General features: G+C 69.4%; 19 protein-coding genes. 13 read left to right on the forward strand and 6 right to left on the reverse strand.

All coding sequences use genetic code 11. The features are described from left to right. Window positions 1-81: 81 nt before the first annotated feature. Together KF745_12155 and ppdK are read right to left on the reverse strand one after the other, a co-directional pair. On the reverse strand, window positions 82-567 hold the full coding sequence (locus tag KF745_12155) for a hypothetical protein (protein MBX3359166.1): 486 nt from the start codon (window positions 565-567) through the stop codon (window positions 82-84). Between the two features lie 109 nt (window positions 568-676). Continuing rightward, window positions 677-3,397: a pyruvate, phosphate dikinase gene (gene ppdK, locus KF745_12160; protein MBX3359167.1), complete on the reverse strand. Its 2,721-nt coding sequence runs from the start codon at window positions 3,395-3,397 to the stop codon at window positions 677-679. Window positions 3,398-3,827: 430 nt separating this feature from the next. On the opposite strand from ppdK, the gene KF745_12165 reads away from it, so the two are divergent. Then, window positions 3,828-5,375 carry an anthranilate synthase component I family protein gene (locus KF745_12165; protein MBX3359168.1) on the forward strand — a complete coding sequence of 516 codons (1,548 nt, stop codon included), beginning with the start codon at window positions 3,828-3,830 and terminating at the stop codon, window positions 5,373-5,375. Beyond that, on the forward strand, window positions 5,372-6,031 hold the full coding sequence (locus KF745_12170; GenBank protein ID MBX3359169.1) for an NUDIX domain-containing protein: 660 nt from the start codon (window positions 5,372-5,374) through the stop codon (window positions 6,029-6,031). The genes KF745_12165 and KF745_12170 overlap by 4 nt, the downstream gene beginning before the upstream one ends. On the opposite strand, the gene KF745_12175 is transcribed toward KF745_12170, so the two are convergent. Then, the gene (locus tag KF745_12175; protein ID MBX3359170.1) at window positions 5,990-7,111 is read right to left on the reverse strand and encodes a glycosyltransferase; all 1,122 of its coding nucleotides are present in this window, start codon (window positions 7,109-7,111) and stop codon (window positions 5,990-5,992) included. The two genes, KF745_12170 and KF745_12175, sit on opposite strands and share 42 nt — an antisense overlap. Window positions 7,112-7,128: 17 nt before the next feature. Continuing rightward, window positions 7,129-8,820 (reverse strand): adenylyltransferase/cytidyltransferase family protein, encoded by a 1,692-nt coding sequence (locus tag KF745_12180; GenBank protein ID MBX3359171.1) that lies wholly within the window; start codon window positions 8,818-8,820, stop codon window positions 7,129-7,131. 59 nt (window positions 8,821-8,879) lie between these two features. Here KF745_12180 and KF745_12185 point away from each other — a divergent pair, with 59 nt between their 5' ends. From KF745_12185 to lepB, 11 genes are all read left to right on the forward strand, one after another. Beyond that, window positions 8,880-11,450 carry a hypothetical protein gene (locus tag KF745_12185; GenBank protein MBX3359172.1) on the forward strand — a complete coding sequence of 857 codons (2,571 nt, stop codon included), beginning with the start codon at window positions 8,880-8,882 and terminating at the stop codon, window positions 11,448-11,450. Window positions 11,451-11,491: 41 nt separating this feature from the next. Further along, a complete protein-coding gene (locus KF745_12190) occupies window positions 11,492-12,304 on the forward strand; it encodes a hypothetical protein (protein ID MBX3359173.1) in 813 nt (270 codons plus the stop codon). Between the two features lie 98 nt (window positions 12,305-12,402). Beyond that, window positions 12,403-13,347: an ABC transporter ATP-binding protein gene (locus KF745_12195; protein MBX3359174.1), complete on the forward strand. Its 945-nt coding sequence runs from the start codon at window positions 12,403-12,405 to the stop codon at window positions 13,345-13,347. A gap of 82 nt (window positions 13,348-13,429) precedes the next feature. Then, the gene (locus tag KF745_12200) at window positions 13,430-14,638 is read left to right on the forward strand and encodes a hypothetical protein (GenBank protein MBX3359175.1); all 1,209 of its coding nucleotides are present in this window, start codon (window positions 13,430-13,432) and stop codon (window positions 14,636-14,638) included. Window positions 14,639-14,682: 44 nt separating this feature from the next. Beyond that, window positions 14,683-15,963, forward strand: a complete 1,281-nt coding sequence (locus tag KF745_12205; protein MBX3359176.1) for a hypothetical protein — start codon at window positions 14,683-14,685, stop codon at window positions 15,961-15,963. 22 nt (window positions 15,964-15,985) lie between these two features. Next, a complete protein-coding gene (locus tag KF745_12210) occupies window positions 15,986-16,564 on the forward strand; it encodes an HYExAFE family protein (protein MBX3359177.1) in 579 nt (192 codons plus the stop codon). A gap of 39 nt (window positions 16,565-16,603) precedes the next feature. Further along, the gene (locus KF745_12215) at window positions 16,604-16,876 is read left to right on the forward strand and encodes a hypothetical protein (protein MBX3359178.1); all 273 of its coding nucleotides are present in this window, start codon (window positions 16,604-16,606) and stop codon (window positions 16,874-16,876) included. A 49-nt stretch (window positions 16,877-16,925) separates the two neighbouring features. Continuing rightward, a complete protein-coding gene (locus KF745_12220; GenBank protein ID MBX3359179.1) occupies window positions 16,926-17,231 on the forward strand; it encodes a hypothetical protein in 306 nt (101 codons plus the stop codon). Window positions 17,232-17,255: 24 nt separating this feature from the next. Further along, a complete protein-coding gene (locus tag KF745_12225; protein ID MBX3359180.1) occupies window positions 17,256-17,675 on the forward strand; it encodes a hypothetical protein in 420 nt (139 codons plus the stop codon). A gap of 228 nt (window positions 17,676-17,903) precedes the next feature. After that, a complete protein-coding gene (locus KF745_12230) occupies window positions 17,904-19,253 on the forward strand; it encodes a hypothetical protein (GenBank protein MBX3359181.1) in 1,350 nt (449 codons plus the stop codon). A gap of 34 nt (window positions 19,254-19,287) precedes the next feature. After that, window positions 19,288-20,946, forward strand: a complete 1,659-nt coding sequence (gene lepB / locus KF745_12235; GenBank protein MBX3359182.1) for a signal peptidase I — start codon at window positions 19,288-19,290, stop codon at window positions 20,944-20,946. Between the two features lie 10 nt (window positions 20,947-20,956). On the opposite strand, the gene KF745_12240 is transcribed toward lepB, so the two are convergent. Next, on the reverse strand, window positions 20,957-21,496 hold the full coding sequence (locus KF745_12240) for a hypothetical protein (protein ID MBX3359183.1): 540 nt from the start codon (window positions 21,494-21,496) through the stop codon (window positions 20,957-20,959). A gap of 34 nt (window positions 21,497-21,530) precedes the next feature. Continuing rightward, a complete protein-coding gene (locus KF745_12245) occupies window positions 21,531-22,742 on the reverse strand; it encodes a hypothetical protein (protein MBX3359184.1) in 1,212 nt (403 codons plus the stop codon). Window positions 22,743-22,814: the final 72 nt, after the last annotated feature.

Here is a 22,814-nt window from a genome sequence, read left to right on the forward strand (position 1 = left end):
CTGTGTGGTCGCCGGGGTCCTCTGCAGTGTACTGCTGGGCGGAGCGAACTGAAGGGGCGGCGGTGGGGGTCTTGGTCGCGATTATGCGGTCGGTGGCCCGCCGGGAGCGCCGGAGGGGGCATTCCGCCCGCACTCGGGGCACACCGAGCCGGTGAGCCCGGCGAGGGGGTAGCCGCACAGGCAGTAGCCCGGGGCGTGCCGCCGTCTGAGGCTCAGCGCGAACAGGACTACGCCGGCGCCACCCAGCACCAGTGAGACCGGTACTTCGAAGAAGTAGCCCGGCAACGGCACCAACCTCTTCCACCGGAGCCGCGGCCGGAACCCGATCTCAATCTGGCGGTTGAGGATGTTCTGCGTCGGAGCGCCGGGCACGGTTTGCGGGGTGAAGTTGACGGCGAGGCAGCCGTACTCGAAGGTGGCCTGCCGGTAGCCCGTCGAGTCGATGCGGATCCACGAGATCCTGAGCAGGCAGGGGATCGCGGCCAGCATGAGCAGGGCGAGCGACACGATGCGGAGGATCTTGCGCGAACGAGCCGCGGGCATTGGATGGGCTTGGGAGCCGGCCATGATGCAAGTTTACGGGTTCGCATCTTCGGCTGCGGAGCGATGAATGCGCGAAAAAGGGCCCCAGCACATGCCGGGGCCCTTGCGTGGAATAGCAGTACGGTTTGCGAGACTACTTCATCAGCGCCGCCTGCGCCGCCGCGAGCCGGGCGATCGGCACGCGGAAGGGCGAGGCCGAGACGTAGTCCATCCCCACCTTGTGGAAGAAGTGGACGCTGGACGGGTCGCCGCCGTGCTCGCCGCAGATGCCGATCTTGAGCTGGTCGTTGGTCTCGCGTCCCTTCTCGACGCCCATGCGGACGAGCTGGCCCACGCCGACCTGGTCGAGGGCCTGGAAGGGGTCGCGGTCGAGCAGCTCGCGCGAGAGGTAGTCGGGGAGGAACGAGTTGATGTCGTCGCGGGAGTAGCCGAAGGTCATCTGCGTGAGGTCGTTGGTGCCGAAGGAGAAGAAGTCGGCGGACCGGGCGATCTCGTCGGCGGTGACGGCGGCGCGGGGCACCTCGATCATCGTTCCGATCTTGATGTCCAGCCGCTTGGCGAAGTCCTGCTCGGCGCGGACCTTCTGGATGGTCTCCTCGGTGAGCGTGCGGAGGTAGGCCAGTTCCCTCTGCGTGCCCACGAGCGGGATCATGATCTCCGGCTGAGCCTTGATGTTGGAGCGGAGGCACTCGATCGTCGCCTCGACGATCGCGGTGACCTGCATCACGAGGATCTCGGGGTACGTGACGGCAAGGCGGCAGCCGCGGTGCCCGAGCATCGGGTTGGCCTCGTGCAGCATGGCGACGCGCCGACGGACCTTGTCGAGCGTGAGCCCCAGGCTCTTGGCGATGGCCTGCTGGCCGGGCTCATCGTGCGGGAGGAACTCGTGCAGCGGCGGGTCGAGCAGGCGGATGGTGACCGGCAGGCCCTTCATCGCGCTTAGGATGCCGACGAAGTCGTCCCGCTGGTAGGGGAGGAGCTTCGCCAGGGCCTTCTCGCGCTGCTCCCTGCTCTCGGCGAGGATCATCTCGCGCATCGCGAGGATGCGCGGGCCCTCGAAGAACATGTGCTCGGTGCGGCACAGGCCGATCCCCTCGGCGCCGAAGTCGCGGGCCCGCTGGGCGTCCTTGGGGGTGTCCGCGTTGGTGCGGACGCCCAGGGTGCGGTACTTGTCGGCCCAGCGCATGACCGTCGAGAAGTCGCCCGAGAGCTTGGGTTCGACCGTCGGGATCGCGCCGGAGATGACCTGGCCGGTGGTGCCGTCGAGCGAGATCATGTCGTCGCGCGTGATCGTCTTCCCGTTGACGGTGAAGGTGCCGGACTTGGCGTCGATGTGCATCGCGGCGGCGCCGACGACGCAGCACTTGCCCCAGCCGCGGGCCACGACCGCCGCGTGGCTGGTCATGCCGCCGGTGGAGGTGAGGATGCCCACGGCCGAGTGCATCCCCTCGACGTCCTCGGGGCTGGTCTCCTTGCGGACGAGGATGACCTTCTCGCCGGCCCGGGTGCGGGTGACGGCCTCGTCGGCGGTGAACGCCGGCTTGCCGACGGCCGCCCCGGGGGAGGCGGGCAGGCCGGTGGCGAGCACCGTGGAGATCGCCCGCTTCTGCGTGTCGAAGGAGGGGAGCAGCAGCTGCGTCAGGTCCCCGGCGGGGATCCGCAGCACGGCCTGCTTCTCCTCGATCAGCCGCTCGCGGACCATGTCGCAGGCGATGCGGACGGCGGCCTGGCCGGTGCGCTTGCCGGTGCGGGTCTGGAGCATGAACAGCGTGCCGCGCTCGATGGTGAACTCGATGTCCTGCATCTCGCGGTAGTGCTTCTCCAGCTTGGTCTTGATCTGCATCAGCTGGTCGTGGACGCGCTTGTTCCACTTGGGCATCTCGGCGACGGGCCGGGGCGTGCGGATGCCGGCGACCACGTCCTCGCCCTGGGCGTTGACGAGGAACTCACCGTAGAACTTGTTCTCGCCCGTCGAGGGGTTGCGCGTGAAGGCGACGCCGGTGCCCGAGTCGTCGCCCATGTTGCCGAAGACCATCGACTGGACGTTGACGGCGGTGCCGTTGAGCCCGCCGATCCCCTGGATGCGCCGGTAGGACTGGGCCCGGTCGGAGTTCCACGACTTGAAGACCGCCTCGATCGCCAGCTCCAGCTGCTTGAACGGGTTCTGCGGGAACTCGTCGCCGACCTGGATGCGGTAGACCTCCTTGTACCTCGCCGCGAGCTCGACGATCCCCTCCTCGGGCACGTCGGTGTCGTCGATGGCCTTGCACTTGGCCTTGAGCCGGTCGAACTCCTGCTCGAAGTGGTGGTGGTCGACGCCCATGACCACGTCGCCGAACATGTTGATCAGCCGCCGGTAGGCGTCGTACGCGAAGCGCCGGTTGCCGGTCACCTTCGCCAGGCCGTCGACGGAGGTGTCGGTCAGGCCCAGGTTCAAGATGGTGTCCATCATGCCCGGCATGGAGACCGCCGCGCCCGAGCGGACCGAGACCAGCAGCGGGTTGTCGGTGGTGCCGAAGACCTTGCCGGTCTCCTTTTCCAGCATGCTGATGTTCTTGTGGACCTCGTTCATCAGGCCGTGCGGCAGGCGCTGGCCGTTCTTGTAATACGCCGCGCAGGTGTCGGTGGTGATGGTGAAGCCGGCGGGGACCGGCAGGCCGATCGAGGTCATGTCGGCGAGGTTGGCCCCCTTGCCGCCGAGCAGGAGCTTCATCGTCGCATCCCCCTCGGTGCGGCTCTTGCCGAAGTAGTAGACCATGCGCCCGGGCTTGCGGCGCATCAGCGGGCCGCCGGCGGCGCCGTTGACGTGTGCGGCAGGGGAAGGCCTCTTCTTCTTGGTCGTCTTTGTCGCCATCGGGTGACCTGTACGGGAAAGATGCGGTGAGTAGGGAAGGCGGTTGGTTCCGAACAGGCGGAAACCCGACCGGCGCCGGAGCGCTCCGGCGACACTGGAAAAGAAGTGTAGAAGCGGCCGGAGAGGCTTTCGACCCGGCGGCGCGAGGGACCCGCGCAACGTCTGATATGGGCCGTGTCGGCTCTTGTTCCGGCCGGAACAGGAGTTGTTCCGGCCGAAGTAGCTCCTGTTCCGGTCCGAACAACTCCTGTTGCGGCCCAAACAACTCCTGTTGCTGGCCGAACAACTCCTGTTGGTGCCCAGACAACTCTTGTTGTGGCCCAGACAACTCCTGTCTCGCCACCGATTGATCTTGCCCCCTCGCCCCCCGCCCCTCCTCGCACGGCCTCGCCCGACCGTCCTCCGCCGGGCGCTGGGTTAAAGTGGGGCCTTGATCGAGCCCCTTGATTGGAGCCTGGACCCCGGTGAGGCCCTCGCCCGCTGGCCCCTCGACCGGCCGGTCGCGGTGCTGTGGTCCGGCGATGAGGCCGCGGGAAGTGCCTCGAAGTGGGGGGGGTGGGGGAGCGGTCCGGCGGGGCCCGGCGATCGGGCCCGCGGCGGGTGGACCATCCTCTCCCCCCCCTCCCCCCTCTCCCAGTCCCTCACCGTCCCTCCGCTGGGCCTGTCCCACTCGCGCTCAACAACCGTTCCCCAGCCGCTGCAGGATCTGCGGGCCGCGTGGGACTCCACCGTGCGCGTTGCGGACGGCGATGAGATGGGTCCCGATGCCCCTCCGTTCGTGGGGGGGTGGATCGGCTGGCTGGGGTACGAGTTCGGTGAACTGCTGGAGCCGGCGGTCGCGGCCGGCGGAGCCCCGATGCGGGCGAACGACCGCGGCTGGCCCCTCGCCCAGTGGTACCGCTGCCCCGCCGCGTACCTCTACAACCACCGCACCGGCCGCTGGTGCGCTGCGGGCGAGCCCGCCGCGATCGCCGCGCTGCCGCGGATCGGCGGATCCGCGCTCCCCGCGCCCGCGCCCCGCGGCTGGCGGCTTGGCGAGATCGATGCGCCCCCCGGGGCGGGGACGGGGGGAAGGGGAGGGAGGGGGGGGCGCTATGCGGATGATGTCGCGCGGATCGTCGAGTACATCCGCGCAGGTGACATCTACCAAGCGAACCTCACGCACCGCCTCTCCGCGGCCTTCGACGGCTCGGCGCGGGCGCTGTTCCTCGCGCTAGCCGCCGCGGCCCGGCCGCGCTACGGCGCGTACATCGAGCCGCCCGGCCGGGGGCCCGCCGAGCATCGCCGCATCATCGCATCGATCAGCCCGGAGCTGTTCCTCGATGTCGGGGCCGATGGGCGCGTGGTGACCCGGCCGATCAAGGGGACCCGTCCGGCGGGGACCGAACCCGCGGTCCTCGCGGCGAGCGCCAAGGACCAGGCGGAACTCAACATGATCATCGACCTGATGCGCAACGACCTCGGCCGCGTCTGCCGCTTCGGGAGCATCCTGGTCGACGAGGCGCGCACCATTGAAACGCACGGTGGCGTTGGTGGTAGTGGTCGCGGGGGAATGGGGGGGGTGCATCATGGGGTGGCGACGGTGTCGGGGGAGCTCCGCGCGGGTGCGGGGCTCGCGGACCTGCTCGGTGCGGCGTTCCCTGCGGGATCGATCACCGGCGCGCCGAAGATCCGCGCGATGCAGATCATCCGCGATCTGGAGCCGGTCGCTCGGGGGCCGTACTGCGGCGCGATCGGGTACGTGAGCGACGGCGGCGGCGCGGCGATGAATGTCGCGATCCGTACGGCGGTCATCACGGGAAATCCGGCCCCTGGCGACGCGCAGGACGCGATCCGCGGCGGCGTGCTCGACTACGGCGTCGGCGCGGGTATCGTGGTACAGAGCGACCCGAGGAGCGAATGGGAAGAAACGCTGGCCAAGGCCGGTGTGATCCGCCGATTCGCAGGACGGGAGGGCGGGCCAGGGGTGCCGACATGAGTGCTGAAACAGGCTACCGGCCGCAGCCCCTTGGGGGCGTGACGGTGCGCACAGATATCGTGGACGTGTATGTCTTCCGCGCGATCGCGACCGGCGACGGCCGGGCGCCGCTGGTGGTCGAGTCGGAAGAGACCGGCGAGGCGTCGCAGGTGCACGGGGTGGAGTTCCTCCAACTCCACCGCATCGGCGATCCGCTCGCCGGGACGTGGCAGCCGGTGATGGGCCACATCGAGGCGGGCGAGTCGGCAGTCCAGGCCGCCGTCCGCGAGATGGAAGAGGAACTGGGGCTGACCGCCGAGTCGGGCCTGGTCGCGCTGTGGGCCCTCGAGCAGGTGCACCCGTTCTACATCGCGGCGATCGATTCGATCGTGCTCAGCCCGAGGCTGGTGGCCCAGGTGAGTGCGGCGTGGACCCCGCGGCTCAACGAGGAGCACAGCGAGTTCCGGTGGGTCTCGTGGTCCGAGGTGTGGCGGCGGTTCATGTGGCCGGGACAGATCGCCGCGTGTGGCGAGATCGTCGAGCACCTGCTGCGGCCCGGTTCGCTGGCGCGCGAGGCGCTGCGGATCAGCCAGATCCCGCCCCGTCCCCGCGCGGCGCCGGATGCGGCTCGCACTTCAGGCGGCGGCGGGAACGGTGTTCATCCCTTGACCATCTGAGATGGTCTCGGCGGGCTGTAACATCCACGGGGCGATGAGGCGCGGGCCGGCCGTCCGGTGGAGGCGATCCCAGGCATCGAGCATCGGCCCCGGCGAGAGCGTGCCGATGATGCGAGCTTCGCAGGCCTCCGAGGCATTGACGAGACGGATCCCCAACTCCTTGGCCGCGAGCGCGATGATGCCGGCGTTCTTGCCCGGTTCGACGATCGCTGCGGTGTGGAACGGCTCCGTGGAATGCGCGGCGTAGAGCGCCGCACGGGCCGCGGCGAGGCCGGTAAACCGGTCGTAGATCGCCGCGGGCATCGGGCGGCGCGATTGGCGGTGCAGCGTCGCCAGGGCTTCGACCGCGCCGAGCAGGTAGCCCGGCACCGCGTGCTCCTTTGCAGCGATCCGGCCGTAGCGGGTGAGGGTCTCGCGCACGGCCCCCCACCGGAGCGATTCGGGGGCGTACCGCTGGTTGACCCAGGCGTTGTTGCGCACGAGCCGGCGGAGGATGCGGCCCATGCTCCGGCCCTGCGAGACCTTGTGATGGGCCACGCGGAAGCGCCGGTCCAGCGTGATGCGAGATCCGGCGAGCAGCAGCCTCGCGGCGAGGTCGTACTCCTCGGCGTAGTAGTCGAACGCGGCGTCGTACCCGCCGGCATCGAGGAACGCGCTCCGGCGGATCGCCACGCCGCAGCCGATGAAGACCTCCGGCAGCCCGCCCGCTTCGCGCCGCCCCTGCGAAGGGAGCGAGATCTCCGCGCCGATGGCCGAGACGTCCGAGTCCGCCGAGGCGACCGCGTCCAGCAGGCCCAGGTCAACCGGGTGGGAGTCATCGTCGAGCATGACGAGCCACTCGCTCGAGGGATCCGCCGCGCGGGCGGCGTGGTTGCGCGCCGCGGCGCCGTGGTTGCGGTCGAGACGTATCACACGAACGGGAACACCGCTGCCGGGCATGGGCGGCGCGACCGCCGCTACGGCCGACGCGTTGTCGACCACGAGGATCTCCGCAGCGTGCGGCCCGAGCGAATCGATCGCGAGCAGCGTTTCACACAGCCGCGGAGACCTGTCGCGGGTTGGAATGACATAGGTGATCATCGTGCCGTGCGTGGCCGCTAGGCGGTGAGCGGGACCGTAAGACGCGGGCCCGGTCGCGGCGATTGGCCCGGCGTGCACGTCAGGTGCGCCGCGTGCGCCCGGACGATTCCGTGCCGCAGGTCCGAGGCCGAGATGACAGAGTTGCCAAGCCGCTGAGCCTGCGCCGCCGCGGCGACCGCCCCGAGGAACGCGGCGCCCAGCAGGGGTGCTCCCGAGGCGAGCGCGAGCGTCGCGGTCGCGAGCAGGGCGTCGCCGCAGCCCAGCGGGTCGATCGCGTGCCCGCACAAGGCGGGGAAGTGGTCGCCCCGAAGGCGGGATCGGAAGCCGTCGCCCTCGGGCACCGGCGCCATCGATTCGGCGCCGGGCAGTCGATCGAACGCGACCAGGCCGTCGGCGCCCATCGTGATGATGGCGTGGCGTGAGCCCGTGTCGTGCAGCAGGTTCCACACGACCGACGGGAGGCTCTCGTCGAAATCGCGGTAGGCGTCGCGGAGTTCGGACTCGCTCGGGCACAGCAGGTCCATCTCGCGCATCAGCCGGAGGTTGGACCGGCCGCCGCTCACGTCTCCGCACAACACGCCGACCTCGCGCCGGACCGAGGCTCCGAGCCGCGCGTGCGTGCCGGCCGAGAACAGCCCCAGACCAAAGTCGGCCAGGATCGCCCCGTCGCACCCGGCCGCCGATTCCCCCGCGAGCCCGACCAGCTCGTCCTGGCTCCGCGCATCGAGCACCAGCGGATCGACCAGGTCCACCTTCATGACCTTCTGGGCGCCGACGAGGAACCGCTGCTTCTCGGGGAGCATCCCGGGCGCCTCGACCGAGCGCACCTCCACGCCGTCGGCCTGCAGCCGGTGCCGCAGCGCCGCGGCGGGGGCATCGTCCGGCATCGCGCACACGAGCACCGGCGCGGCGCCCATGGCGGCCAGGTGGCGCGCGATCACGGCCGAGCCGCCGTCGTAGCTCCGCCGCTCCACCGGCCGGAGCGTCATCACCGGGCTCTCGCCGGCGACCGACGGGGTGTCGCAGAGCACGTAGGTGTCGATGATCGGCTCGCCGACCACCAGGATGCGCTTGCCGCGAAACGATGAGACCAGGCCGGTCAGGCGCGCGCCGTCGAGCATTGGGTCGCGGAGCAGCTGCATCAGCCGGGCGTGGTAGGGGTCAGTCGACTCCTCCATCGCGGCGATCAGCGCGGTGGAGGAGAAGACCACGTCGCCGGAGGAGAAGACCACCCGCCCGCCGTGGCGCTCCACCGCGTTTCGTTCGGCCTTGAAGCGGGGGTCGCTGTTGAGTTCGTACTCCTTGCCCTTGACATAGACATCCGGCCGCACCTCGTCGAGCAACTCGGCCGCGGTGGGGCGCTGCTCGATGTACACGTAGTCCACGCAGTCCAGCGCCGCGAGCCCCTCGGCCCTGAGTTCCTCGGGGATGAGCGGCCGGCCGGTTCCCTTGCGCATCTCGGCGTCGCCAGTGATCGAGACCAGCAGCGCATCACCCTGGGAACGGGCCTGCCGCAGGTGGCGGATGTGGCCCGGGTGAACGATGTCGAAGCAGCCGTGGCAGTGCACCAGCGAGGCGCCGTCTCGCCGCAGTTCCTGCCGCAGGGCCATCAGCCGTTCCCGCGACAGGATCTTGTCCACCGCCGCGGGCGGTCGGTGGCCGGGTGATCGGCGTGATGGGTTCGACGGGGCCGGGGCGGGGTACGACATGGGGGTGTTATCGGCTGGGAGCGGCGCCGGGTCGCATGCCGTCAGGGAGAACCGGTTCGGTGCGCAGTTCTTGCGCTTCGCTCTCCCCGGTTCTCGCCCGGCACGGGTTTCCGGGTCGATACGTGGACGTGTTCACCGCCGCGCGAGCCTCCGTCATCTCTCCGCCCCAGCCCCGCCCGTCGCCGGCAACGATCACGCGCGATCAACTCATCGCCCTTGGGCGGGCGGCGGCATCGTCTCCCACCGGTGGCTACCGGTTCGTGCCCCTGGCGATCCGTGCGCTTGCTGGCCACCCCGATGACGTTCAGGTGCGGCTCCTGCTGGCCGCCGCGTACGTCCGCCTCGGGCTTCGGACTCCTGCGGGCGAGCAGATCGCGGCGCTCCCGGTCGTTGTCCAGGCCGACCCCGGTGTTGAGGCCCTCCTGCGGGCGGCCCGTCAGATGCCGGACGATCTGGTCCGGGAGAGTGCCCTTCACGCGACCCTGGACCACAACTTGCGGGCGCTCCGCGCTCGCGGCATCAGCGTTGACGTGGACCCGCCGGGAGAACCTGACCCATCGCAGGTGGGGCTGGAGGAGGTCTTCCGCGCTTCGGATGGCAACGTGCTGCGCCGCCGCGATGGCCAGTGGTTGAGGTTCGAGGATGACCTCGGCACTGCCCGGGCGTTTCAATTCCCAGCGCTCGACGCGGGAGGGGTTCAAGGACCGGTCACGCTCGACGGGATCGGCTCACTCTGGCTTCTTCTCCGGCTCTCGGAACTCACGCCGGCTCGGTCGGATGGGTACCAGCCGCGGATCAACATCGTCCAGGCCGACGAGGCCGAGTTTCTCGATGTGCTCTCGGTGTGCGATCTGTCGGGGGTCCTCTCGCAGGAGCGTGTCAGGCTCTTCGTCGGCCCCGATGCGGGGGCGCGGTTTGCCGCGGACCTCACTGGGCGGCTGCACCTGATGATCGCCGGGCCGGTGGTAAGCGGCGGCACCCAGCGGACGCCTGTCGATCCGCCCGTCGGCGAGACCATCGACGAAGCGCTTCGGCGGCAGGCGCGACTGCTCGACCAACTCACCGGGCGAGTGCGGAGTCACTATGCGGGGCTCGACCGGAACTCGTGGACCGTACGCTTCCGCGGCGGTTCGCACGCCGCCGGCTCCGATAGGCCCCTGCGGGTGCTCCTGCCGACCACGCTCCACTCGACCTTTGTCCGCCACTCCGCCGCGGACCTCGCGGAAGCCCTGCGGTCCCGCGGCTGTGAGGTCGAGGTCCTGATCGAGCCGGATTCGGCGAGCCTCCTGAGCACGGTTGCCTATCTGGAAGCGTTCGACCGATTCAGGCCGGACCTGGTCGTGCTGATGAACTACACACGGGCGAACCTCGCCGGGGCCATTCCCGATGGCGTGCCTTGCGTCTGCTGGATCCAGGACGCAATGCCGCACCTGTACGACGCGGCGACCGGCAGGGCGCAGGGACCGCTGGACTTCATCGCCGGGCACGCGCCGGCGGTGCTGTCGAGGGAGTTCGGGTACCCGAGCGAGCGGATGATCCCCACGCCGGTCGTGGCCAGCGGCACGAAGTTCCACGCCGGCCCTGTCGAGCCCATGCTCCGCAAGCGGCTGGAGTGCGAGGTCGCGTACGCGAGCCACCACAGCGAGACACCCGACCGGCTTCACCGGCGACTGGTCGCGGAAGCGGGCCATCCGGGCGTCGCTCGTGCGCTGGAGGATCTCTACCCGCAGATTGCCGGCATCGTCGCACGGTCCGGCTGGCACCTGCTGCAACCGGAGATCCGCGGAGCCGTCGAGGGGGCCGTGACGCGGCTCTCGGGCCCGGCGCCCGATCCGCGTCTGCGCGCGCGCCTGATCAACAACTACGCGATGCCGCTCGCCGACCGGCTCCTGCGACACCAGACGCTCGCCTGGACCGCGAGCATCGCCCGTCGGCGCGGCTGGCGGTTCATGATCCACGGCCGGGGCTGGGACGATCCGGAGGCCGACGCCGCCCTCGCCGAGTTCGCCGCGGGAGAACTGCCGCACGACGACGCGCTGCGGGCCTCGTACCAGTGCGCGGCGGCCCACCTGCACGTCTCGGTTCACTGGATGTACCACCAGCGAGTGATGGAGTGCGCCCTCGCCGGCGGACTGCCGCTGTGCCGGCGCAAGGGAGACGACCTGGCGCTGCTCGAGGCCCATGTGGTCAACCACGTCACGCGGGAGGCCTCGCCCGTGGCCACGATGCTCACCCCGGATCGACCGCTGGTCTACGACGTGATCAGCCACCCCGAGTCGGCGAGGCTCGCGGCTCTGTTGCAGCGGCTCGAGCACCCGCGGGCCAACCGCTCGCGGATGTACATCCCGGGGTCGTGGGCGAGAGAGTGCCTCGAGGCCTGGCACGGGGGGCCGGCCCCATCCGACGCGGCGTGGCTGCTCGGTGATTGGGCCCAGACGACCTACGCCGACGAAGCGGGCCTGGAGCGTGTCCTGATACAGGCGGTCGAGAGCCCGCGGTGGCGTGCCGACGCCGCGGCGGGCATCCGCGCCCGCGTCGAACGGCAGTACACCTATGAAAGAGCCGCCGCGAGGCTGCTGGAGGGGGTGGTTTGGGGGCTGGCGACCGAGGGTGTCGCCCGGAATCGCTGACCGCGAAACTGGCGGTCTCGGTCCGCCAACGATAGATTGCCATGATGACCCAGAACCCCTACGCACAGATGGGCGGATTCGCGGACGGCCGCGACCCCTTTGCCGTTGATCCCATCGACCAGCGCACGAGCCTCCTGGCCGTGTTCTCGCTGGTCTTCTCGCTGCTCTGCTGCATCCCGGGAACCGGCGCGATCGGGGCGATCCTGGGCGGCGCGTCGCTCGTGGCGATCAACTCGGCCCGCGGGCGTTTGCGCGGGACGGGGATGGCGGTCACGGGAATTGTCCTCGGGCTGGTGGCAACGGCGATCTGGATCATCGGCTTCGTGACCATCAGTTCGGGGCTGAAGATGTTCGACAAGGCGATGATGCAGCCCATCGCCGCGGTTGTCACGGAGATCGAGACCGGCGATGCCGACAAGGTGAACACGGCGGCGTCTGGCTTCGCGATGCCGGCGGTGACCGAGGACCAGGTCAAGGCGTTCCGCAAGGCCTATTCGGCCGAACTGGGGTCGTTCAAGAGCATGCCGACTTCCATGTGGGACCTCGTGGCGGCCTACACGACCGTTGGGCAGCAGATGCAGTCGTACCAGCCGGGCTCGCAGCACGTCATGCCCGTTCCCGCGTCATTCGACAAGGGTTGGGCGCTCATCCTTGTCGAGATGAACCCCAACAAGCCCGCAAGGTCCACAGGGATGCCTGTCACCAACATCGGAGTCTGGGCTCCTTCGGGCCAGGAGTTCTGGTTGCTCCCACAGACCCCGGGTGTTGTGCCGGGTGTGCCGCAGGGGCTCCCGCCCGGCATGGCGCCAGGCGATGCGCCGCAGCCCGAGCAGACTCCCCCATCCGGCGGGTGAGCGTCTGAGAACCCGGAGTTGGTGGATTCCTGCGCGGCTCTTCGCACGAGCCGAGCATGCTGCAAGGTGTCGGCGGCACGGCAATGGTATATTTGGGCGTGGCCCAGCCAACACAACCAGACACACCCGTACGCCCTGATGCTCGCGGTGAGCCCATCATCGCGATCCGCGATCTGGTCAAGGAGTTCGAGGGCCGCGAGGTCCTCTCCGGGATCAACCTTGAGGTTTACCCCGGCGAGACCATGGTGGTGATGGGGGGATCGGGGTGCGGCAAGTCGACGCTGCTGCGGTGCATGATCGGCTCGTTCCGCCCCGAACGCGGCGACATCAGGCTCTTCGGGCAGTCGATCATGGGCCTCCGCGACAGGGCCCTCGACGAGGTCAAGAAGAAGTTCGGAATCCTCTTTCAGTCCGGCGCGCTCTTCAACTCGATGACCATCGCCGAGAACGTGGCGCTCCCCCTGCACGAGCACACGGACCTTGATCACGAGATCATCGATATCCAGGTCAAGATCAAGCTGGAACTGGTCGGCCTCCGCGAGCACGCGGACAAGTACCCGGCGCAGATCTCCGGCGGCATGAAGAAGCGGGCCGGGCTGGCCCGTGCCCTCTCGCTGGACCCGCGGATCTTGTTCTACGACGAGCCGTCGGCCGGGCTCGATCCGGTGACCAGTGCCGAGATCGACCGGCTGATCGTCGACCTGACGCGAAAACTGGGCGTCACCAGCGTCGTCGTCACCCACGAGATGGACTCGGCGTTCACCATCGCCGACCGCATGGTCATGCTCGACAAAGGGCGCGCCCTGGCCACCAATACCAGGGAGTGGTTCGACTCTCTCCGCCAGCTCCCCGCCGAGCAGGCGCGGGCCCTCCCCGAGGACATGCAGTTGATCCGCCAGTTCCTCCGCGGCGATGCCGACGGCCCCATCACCCGCCGGCGCGCCATGACCAACTACGCCGAAGACCTCCTTGGCACCCCCTCGGAGCCCTCCATGGGCGGCGGTGGACCGAGCGTCGAGACCACGCGCCAGACCGCCAGGTGACACACGGGCCGTCAGGCGTCATACTGTCGGTCCTTGGCGACACCCCGCGTCGAGCCCCTGGCGCGGGCCGGATTGCACCACGATGGCGACACGATCTTCAAAGAACAACATCCTGGCGGGCGTGTTCGTCCTGACGAGCATCCTGCTGGCTGTCGCGACCGCCGTGGCGCTCTCCGATATCAGTGCGTGGTTCCAGGCCTCGACCAAGTATCAGGTGCGCTTCCCGTTGGAGGTGGGGGCGGGCGGGCTGCAGGCCGGCTCGCAGGTACGAGTCGGTGGGCAGCAGGTGGGGACCGTGCTCGCGTGGGCCTTTGATCGCAAGTCCCCCAAGGACGACCCGACGGGCGTCCTTGTGACCATCGAGATGCGGTCCGACATCAAGCCTCGCACAGAGGCGATGGCCTTCCTGGTGTTGCCCTTGCTCGGTTCTGGCGCGGCCATCAACTTCGAGTCGCTGGGGACCGGAGAGCCGGTGCCCCCGAACGGGATGATCAAGGGCATGATGGCACCGCCCGCATTCCTGGCCCAGGCGGGTTACGGCCCTGAGCAGGCGAGCCAGGTTCAGGACATCATCGCCCGCGTGCAGCGGATCACGGTGAGCGTCGAGGAGAACTGGGACCCGAAGATCAGCGGGGTGCTCGACGACGTGCGCACCGTCACCGCCGACGTCCGCGAGCGGTGGCCCGAATGGCGGGGCAAGATCGACACGGCCTTTGATGCCGCCGGCAAGTTCGGTCCGATCGTCGACGACGTCAAGGTTGCGGTAGCCGACGCCAAGGCGATGATCGAGGACAACCGTCCGCGCGTGGACGATGCCGTCAAGAACGTCCAGGAACTCGCCCAGAAGTTCAATACCAAGGGGTGGGAGGATCTGCAGGCGATCCTTGAGAAGGGCCGCAAGGGGCTCGACGACTTCGCCGACATCGCGGAGAAGGCCGCCGTGTTCGTCAGGCAGGAACTGCCGGAACTCAGGACCGTCGTGGCCAACGCGAGGCTTGCCTCCGACCAGTTGAAACTGACGACCGCGGAGGTCCGCGCCGCACCGTGGAAGCTGCTCGCCCCGGTCACCGGGCGGAAGGACCTTGAGAACGAGGCCCTCTTCGAGTCGGCCCGCGCGTACGCCGTGGCCGTGAGCAACCTCCGCGCGGCCAGCGAGGCGCTTCAGTCGACCACTGCGGGCGGGGACGTGGCCGGGGAGGCCACCATCAAGGCCATGGTGGCCGATATCGAGGCCGCCTTCCGCACCTACAAGGCCGCCGAGAAGAACTTCCTCCTCAAACTCGAGAAGTAGCCCGGAACCCGCAACGCCCGCCGTTGCGGTCCCAAGAATCACTCATGGGTACCACGCATCCTCGCGACAGCCGCGGGCTCGCGCGACGTTCGCGGCCCGCCGCGATCATCGGGGCGTTCCTGTCGGTCCTGACGGGCGCGGCGCTCTCGCCCTGTCTCGCGGCGGCCCGCACGGAGCCACCCGAGCCCGAGTCGAAGTTGCAGAAGACCGTCGAGAAGGTCCGGGCTCGCGCCGAGTCGCTTCGTCAGACCGCCGAGGCATGGCTTCGGGAGCAGGAAGAGTCGATCCGGGGCGCAATCGCGGCGGCCGAGGAGCGCGCGGCGGCCAACCACGAACCCGGGCTCTACCTGCCGACGCCAGCCGGGAGCACCCCCGGATGGACCCCGCTCCCCGCGGCGGACGCGCCGGGAGCGCCCCAACTCCCAGACCGCCTCGTTCTGCTGGTTCACGGGCTCGATGAGCCGGGGTTCATCTGGGACGAACTCTCTCCCGCGCTCGCGAAGGCCGGGTACGGCTTTGCCTCAATCGTCTACCCGAACGACCAGGCGATTCCCCGCTCGACGGACCTGCTGCTGGCGGCGCTCCGCGACCTGAAGGCCCGCGGCGTGGAACGGGTCGATCTCGTCTGCCACTCCATGGGTGGCCTCGTCGCCCGCGACGCTCTCACTCGGGCCGGCGGGTACGCGGGTCGCGCCGGCTCGCACGCCGACCTGCCGGATGTGCCTCGGCTCATCCTCGTGGCCACCCCCAACGCGGGCTCGGAAGTCGCGCGGCTGCAGCCGGTGGGCGACCTCCGCGAGCAGTTCGTGCGGTGGATTGGAACAGAGGGGCACGATCCGGCCCTGCTGATGGGGTTCCTTAAGGATGGCGGCGGTGATGCCGGCGCCGACCTGCTCCCTGGTTCGCCGTTCCTGGCTGACCTGAACGCCCGCCCGGCGCCCGACGGCGTCTCGATCACCTGCATTGTCGCGATCGCGGGCGAGGACCTGCGAGACTCGATCCGGCAGACCATGGAAACGCCGCGCTTGCGGGCGGCCATTGGTGAATCCGGGATGAGGACGTTGAACGAAACAATCGAAAAACTGTCGCAGATGCTCGGCGACGGTTGCGTTACGGCCGCGTCCGCCCAGCTGCCGGGCGTGGAGGATGTGGTCACGGTCCGGGCGAACCACCAGTCGGTGCTCCGGCAGTTTGACCTGATCAAGGCGGCGGGTCTCGCGGACCCCGACGCAACAGCCCCGGCGGTCCCGGTGATCCTCGACCGCCTCGCCCGTCCCCTACCCCAGTCGCCGCCTCCACCGCCCGCGTCTGCCCCCGCTCCCTGACGGGTCTGATAGACTCCATCCCATGGCCCGCCGCTCGCTTCACTATGAGAGCGCGTTCGAAGAGTACCTGCGCGCCAACCGCATCCCCTATGTGGCCGTCGACGAAGCCCGCAAAGCGCTGCTGCCGGGCGAGTCCGGCGTCGCCGCGGCGGTGGCGATCAAATCGTTCGATTTCGTCGTCTACCGCCCGCACGCTCCGAACATCATCGTCGACATCAAGGGGCGACGGGTCCCGCGGCGACTGAACTCCGGCGCGGCGGGGCGTCTGGAGTCATGGGTGACCCAGGAGGACGTCCACGCCCTCCAGCAGTGGGAGGGCCTGTTCGGCGCCGGGTTCGGGGCGGCGTTCGTCTTTGTGTACTGGTGCGAGAGCCAGCCCCCCGACGCCCTGTTTGACGATGTCTTCACGCACCGCGGCCGGTGGTACGCGCCGACGCTGGTCACCCTCCGTGACTACGCCGCGAGCATGCGGCCCCGATCGCCCCGGTGGGGGACGGTCGACCTCCCCGGCCGGACGTTCGAGGCAATCCACGAGCCCCTGTGGCGATTCATAGGGACCGGGGGCCCCGGCCTGCCGGTCCCGGCGGCCCGCAGTGCGTGAGCCTTTACAGCATCGTGGCACCCCTGTACGATTTGAGCAATGACCCAAATGCTGACCAGACTGAGACTTGGCCGGGGAGTGCGGGCCGTGGCCGCGGGAGTGGTGGCCGCGGCGCTGGTCGGGCTGCCGGCCGTGAGCCTTGCCCAGCCGATTGGGAACCGTCCCGCGGCCAAGAAGGAACTCACCCCCCCGATCCCGCCCGCGCCAACCGAGCCTCCGTCCGCGCCCCTGCAGATGAGCGTGGCGGTCGCCATCCTCGCCATCCTTGTCGGCGTGAGCATGATCCCCAGCAAGCGTGGCCACCAGGATTGACCACGCCTACCGCCAAGTGCCGCGAGGCCGTTGGCCCAGGAGCATCCGTATGAACCAGCAGCGAACGGCCCGCCGCCTCATCGCGGCCAACGTCCTTCTGCTCGCCGGCCTCGTGGCGGTGACGCTCGCCGGCGCCTCGCAGCCGTCGCCCCAGCCGGGGGCCGGCCGGGCACGCGGCGAGTACACGCTGGTCTCCGGCCGGATGCTCGGGATGAGCGTCCACGCGGTGTACATCCTCGACGCATCGAACCAGGAGATGGTCGCCCTCGCGTGGGACCGAACCACCAAGCGACTCGGCGGCATCGGCTACCGGGACCTGGCCCAGGACGCCAAGACCTCCGCGGGTGGTCGCTAGGGCTTTGCCGCGAGGAGCACGACCATGAGCACTGAAACACAGACCCAGGTCCCCGCCAGCGAGGCGACCAATCAGTCAGTCAAGACGGGCACGACGTTGAACGCGACGATCGCCCTGTGGGCGAGCGCCATGGTGCTCGCGGCCCTGGTGGTCGTCCAGGCGAGCAGGCTGCTTCCTGCGTTCTCCAGCCCGGGGTTTGACCCGGCCAGCCTGCTGGAGAGCCAGGCCCGGGCGGATGTCGTCAGCCAGATCGGGCAGTACGCGATCGCTACGGTCGAGATCTCCGGGTCCGAAGACCTCACCATCGTGCTCGATTCCCGTGGCGAGGACGTGCTGGTCTACACCATCAAGAACGGCCAGCGGATCGAGCTCATAGGTCGGGAATCGCTGCGACAGATCTTCGCCGACGCCCGGGCGCTCGGTTCGGGTCGCGGGCCGAGGTAGCGAGTGAAGGGGAGTTCGACGGGGGAAGGGCGGTGGGGGGACTTGCGTTATGGACCGGCGGCCCGTGCTGGGCGGAGCGCCGGGAAGAATCGACCCCAGCGACAGCCCGAGCGACACACCGGTCATGATGGCCCGCGACGCGGCGCGCCGATGACGGTTGACGCGCGGCTGTGACGTGCTGCCGAGTACCCGCGTTCCACGGCGGACGCGAAGAGGTTGAGAGCCCGCATGCCCATCCACCCCCTTCCCCAGTTTGAAGCCGACCTCGCCGAGGATCGGCGGATCTACGAGGCCCTCAAGCCCCCGACCAGCATCGTCGTGCGTTTCGGCGTGATGCGGATGATTGGCGAGTTCCCGTACGACGGCTCTGCCAAGCCGGGGTGCGGTTCGAAGATGGTCGTCCGCACGCATCGCGGCGTCGAACTGGGCGAGATGCTGACCTCCACCTGCCCCAACGCCGGCTGCTCCAAGTCGGTGACCCGCAAGGAGATGCTCGAGTACATCGAGAACTCCGGAGGGCGCGACTACCCCTTCTTCAACCAGGGCCGCGTGCTGCGCGTGGCCACGCCGGAAGATCTTGCCCTGCAGGCCCGGCACGATTCGACCCGACAGGACCTGCTCAACCAGGCCCGCAACGCCGCCAAGGAACTGAACCTGCGCCTCAAGATCGTGGAGGTCGAGACCATTCTCGGCGGCGATCGCGTGACCTTTTACTACGGGTCCGAGGACCGCGTGGATTTCCGTGAACTCGTGACGCGCCTGGCCGGCGTGTGCAAGGCCCGCATCGAGATGCGGCAGATCGGCGCCCGCGACGAGGCCCGGCTGGTCGCCGACTACGAGCGCTGCGGGCAGCACTGCTGCTGTCGCCAGTTCCTCAAGGTGCTCAAGCCGGTGTCGATGCGGAGCGCCAAGGTCCAGAAGGCCACGCTCGACCCGCTCAAGATCTCCGGACGGTGCGGCCGCCTGATGTGCTGCCTCCGCTACGAAGACCAGACGTACACGGAGCTTCAGAAACGGCTCCCCAAGAAGAAGTGGCGGGTGGAGTCGGTCGACGGCCCCGGCATCGTTCTCGATACCCAGATCCTGACCCAACTGGTGCTGGTCAAACTGGATCGCGACGGCACGGAGTCGGCGTACCCGCTGGAAGAACTCACCGTGCTTGGTCCCGGCGGGGGTTCGGGCGGCGGTGGTGGTGGTGGCGGGGGTGGGGGGGCGCGGGAGGCGCGTCGCCCCGGAGGTCCACCTCCGGCCGATCCCGGACGCCGCGACCGTTCGGCCCCCGGTCCGACGCCACGGCCGGATGACGTCGAATCCGACGATCAGGTCGATGATGAAATTGAGGATCAGGCCGAGAACCCCGATCGGCGGGGACCTTCGGGTTCGGGCTCCGCGCCCGCCGGTGGCGCGGGTCCGCGGCCCTCTGAGCCCGGTGGCCCCCAGGGGGCCGACCAGCCCGGAGGCGGCGGGAAGCGCCGCCGCCGTCGCCGTCGCCGGCGTCGCCCCGATGGCGATGGTTCCGGCGGAGGGCCGCCCGGCGGTCAGGGCGACGGCCCCTCGGGTGCTCCGCCGTCGGCCTGAACCGGCCGCGACACGTCACTATCCTCAGGGACCCATGCCAAGCACCGCGACAACCCACGCCGAGCACCACCACACCAAGGAAACGGTCAAGGAGACGTTGATCTCCATCCTGATCGCGTTCGTGCTCGCGTTTGTATTCCGCGGCTTCGTCGTCGAGGCGTTCGTGATTCCGACCGGGTCGATGGCCCCGACCCTCGATGGGGCGCACATGAGCATGCGGGCCCCCCAGTCGGGGTACACCTGGGACGTCGGCCCGTGGCACGTCCTTCCCGGGCACGAGAACGAATACCAGCCGGTGCAGACCAACGTCACCGTGCACGACCCGATGACCGGCGAGCAGATCGAACTGGCCCAGACGCCACGACTGTCGGGCGACCGGATCCTGGTGCTCAAGTTTCTGTACCTGGTGAACGAACCGCAGCGATTCGACGTCGTGGTCTTCAAGTGCCCCTACCTCCCGGCGACGAACTTCATCAAGCGGCTTGTCGGGCTTCCCGGCGAGCAGGTGGCCCTGGTGGACGGCGATGTGTTCGTGCGATCGGGCGCGACGCCGACGATCCCCGGGGTGAACGCGTGGTCGCAGCCCGGCTGGACGATCGCCCGCAAGCCCGGCCGCGTGCAGAACACCGTGTGGCAGGCTGTGTTCGACAGCCGCTATGCGCCGCTGAACCCGATGAGGGATGGCCGCCGCTGGTACAACCCGCCGTGGGTCGGATCGGGGTGGACCGTCGGCGGCGCGGTGTATGAGTACACCGGGCAGTCTCCGGCGGAACTGAAGTGGGACAGCCAGCAGGTCCGCTACACGACCTCCCGCGCCCCATGGGGGAACCGGACCGAACTCTGGGACATCGACGACCGCTACCCCTATGACGAGGCGCCGAACCCCTCGTGGTCGGAGCGATTTCCGGTGAGCGACGTGCGGATCCGAGCCGGGATCGAGCCGTTGGCGGCCGGGCTCAGCATGCGCGTGGTGCTCGGGACCCGCGGGCACGAGTTCGAGGCATCGATCGAGGGAACCTCGGCAAGCATCCGCAAGCGCGCCCAGCCCGGCGTCGGCGAGCAGGCGTGGGCGACCCTCGCCACGGCCACCATCGAACCCCTGGCCCCGGGGGCCGTGACCGACGTGGCGTTCTGCCACGTCGATCAGGCCCTCGAGCTGTGGGTCGGCGGGAAGCGGGTCACCGCGGCGACGTACAACTGGACCCCCGCCGAGCGGATCCAATACGCCACCGGCCGTTCCATCGAGCAGTTGCTGGATGAGGGGCGCGCGGGCGGTCGGAACATCTTCGCGGACACCTCGCTGTACTCCCGGCCGCGGGTGTCGTGGTCGTTCCGCGGCGGCGGAGTCCGGATGCACCGCGTCGGGCTCGATCGCGACCTGTACTACCAGCCGGCGATGTACGGGCCCGGGACGCTCGGGGGGCAGGCCGCATTGGCGACGAGCCCCAATCCCGAATCGCAACTGGACCTCTCGCCGGACGAGTTCTTCGTGCTCGGCGACAACTCGCCGCAGAGCCGCGACGGTCGGTTGTGGGACACGGTGGACCCGTGGGCCGCGATCGTCGACCCTAAGGTCGGGGTCGTGCACCGCGACCTGATGATCGGCAAGGCGTTCTTCGTGTATTTCCCGGCGATGATCAAGCGGGGCATTGTGCCGGTGCCGGACTTCGGCAGACTCCGGTTCATCTGGTAGCCCGCCGCGGCTACGGACCGTCCGCACGCCCGGCCCGCGACCGGCGGCGCTGGGCCCAGTAGCGGGATTCGGCTCCGGCCTGGGCGAAGAAGTACACCACCGAGAACGCGAGCAGGAACATCGCGCGGGCGTCGAGGCCGGTCATGAGCGACTGCCCGATGGCGACCAGGATGAGCGCAGTGTTGATCGGATGATCGAGGAAGCGGTACGGACCGGTCGAGACGAACGAGGTCGTCGCGTCGTGCGTGTCCTGGCCGATCCGCCAGTGGGGGCCCAGCGAGATCACGGCCCAGACCCGCAGCAGGAACCCGGTTCCGAAGAGGCCAAGCCCCGTTGCCGTGGAGATGGGCGCCGGAGGGGGGCCGAGGACGATCCACGCCGAGTACCCGATCAGGCACAGCGCGAGGAGGAAGTCGACGGTCGAGTACAGGTCCCGCGGCGGGAAGCGGTCGGCCAGCGGTGAGCGGCCGTACCGGAAGCGGAACACCACCGGCCAGAGCAGGTACGCCGGCACGGCGTAGCACAGCCACGTGATCGCCGGGAGCGACATGCCCCGAGTCTACCACGGTGGGAATTGGGTCCGGTCAAGCGGCCAGGTCGCCCTCGTCCGAGCCGTCGACGTCGTCCGCATCCCCGATCGCGCCCCACTTCTCCTTGGGCAGGTGGCGATGGTGGATGCGGATGACCCGGGCGAGCTGGTCGGCGAAGAGCTCGCCGACCGTCTGGAGCTGGGAGAGCAGCGCCGGGGTGAACGGCGAGTGGCGGTCGCGGAACAGCAGGCAGATCGCGAGCACCTCGCCATCGTGCCGGCAGCAGAACGCGACGACCTCGGACTCGTCCAGCCAGCCCGCGTCGTGGCCGATGGCCTGGGCCATGGCCTCGCGGGTCGTGAGGTGAGCGATGCCGATCCGGTTCTCGAACTTGGGCGCGACCGAGTTGGCCAGGTGGTCGAGCAGGACGTCGACCGTCTCCTTGATGCAGTCGTAGTTGACATAGGCCCCAAGGGAGTAGTCCCCGGAGGTGGTGGGGAGGAAGACCGCGGCGTTCGTCGGGCCGCACTTGGCGAGGACGAACTCGAGCGTGGTCCGCAGGAGCGACTCGATGTCAAGCTCATGCCGGATGAGCCCGCCGAACTCGTTGGCGATCGTGAGTTGGTTCATCTGCTCTTGACGCTCCGGTGTGCCCCGGAGTTGATCGTCGAAAAGCAAGCGACGCTGAGCCCCTGTTGCGACCTCACTCGCGGTCGCGCCCCCGCACAGCCCACACAAGTGTGCAAGGTGTTGCCGCTTGCACCATTCCGGGCGGCAACGTCCGACAAGCTCATCCAACAGTTCGATAATCCGAGGCCCGCTGTCGCCGCGATCGATCGATGCGCACGCGCCGGCCCGGGCCGCGGCGCCGGGCCCGCGGCCGGTCCCGTGCCCCTCCGAGACGGCGACGTACGTGCCGGCGCTGGCCAGCGCCTCGATGACCTCGATCCCGCAGCCGTCGACCAGAGTGCCGTCCACCAGGGCCACATCGAATGGGACCACGCGCCCAAGCCGCCGGGCCTCCGCAAGCCTCGATATGGCCGTCGACGCGGTGGCCGCGGCGATCGCGCGGATCCCGGACGTGGAAGCAAGGCCCATGATGCGTGTCACCCACGCTAGGTCGGAGGAGACGATGAGGAGCCGCGCCGCCCGGTCGTGGCCGTGCGGGGGCTCGGAGTGGGGCGGACGGGCCGCCGGGTGCAAGGGGGAGCGGCCCCGGAGGGCATCGTCGTCCGCGTGATCTCCGCCTGGCTGCCGAAGAAGCATGTGCCGTATCTCCGTCAAGCCCCGAGAACCGATGGGGCGGAGGGTTATCGGCGCTCCCTTGGGCTCAGTTCA

The sequence above is a fragment of the Phycisphaeraceae bacterium genome, assembly GCA_019636655.1.
Classification (GTDB): Bacteria; Planctomycetota; Phycisphaerae; order Phycisphaerales; family UBA1924; genus JAHBXB01.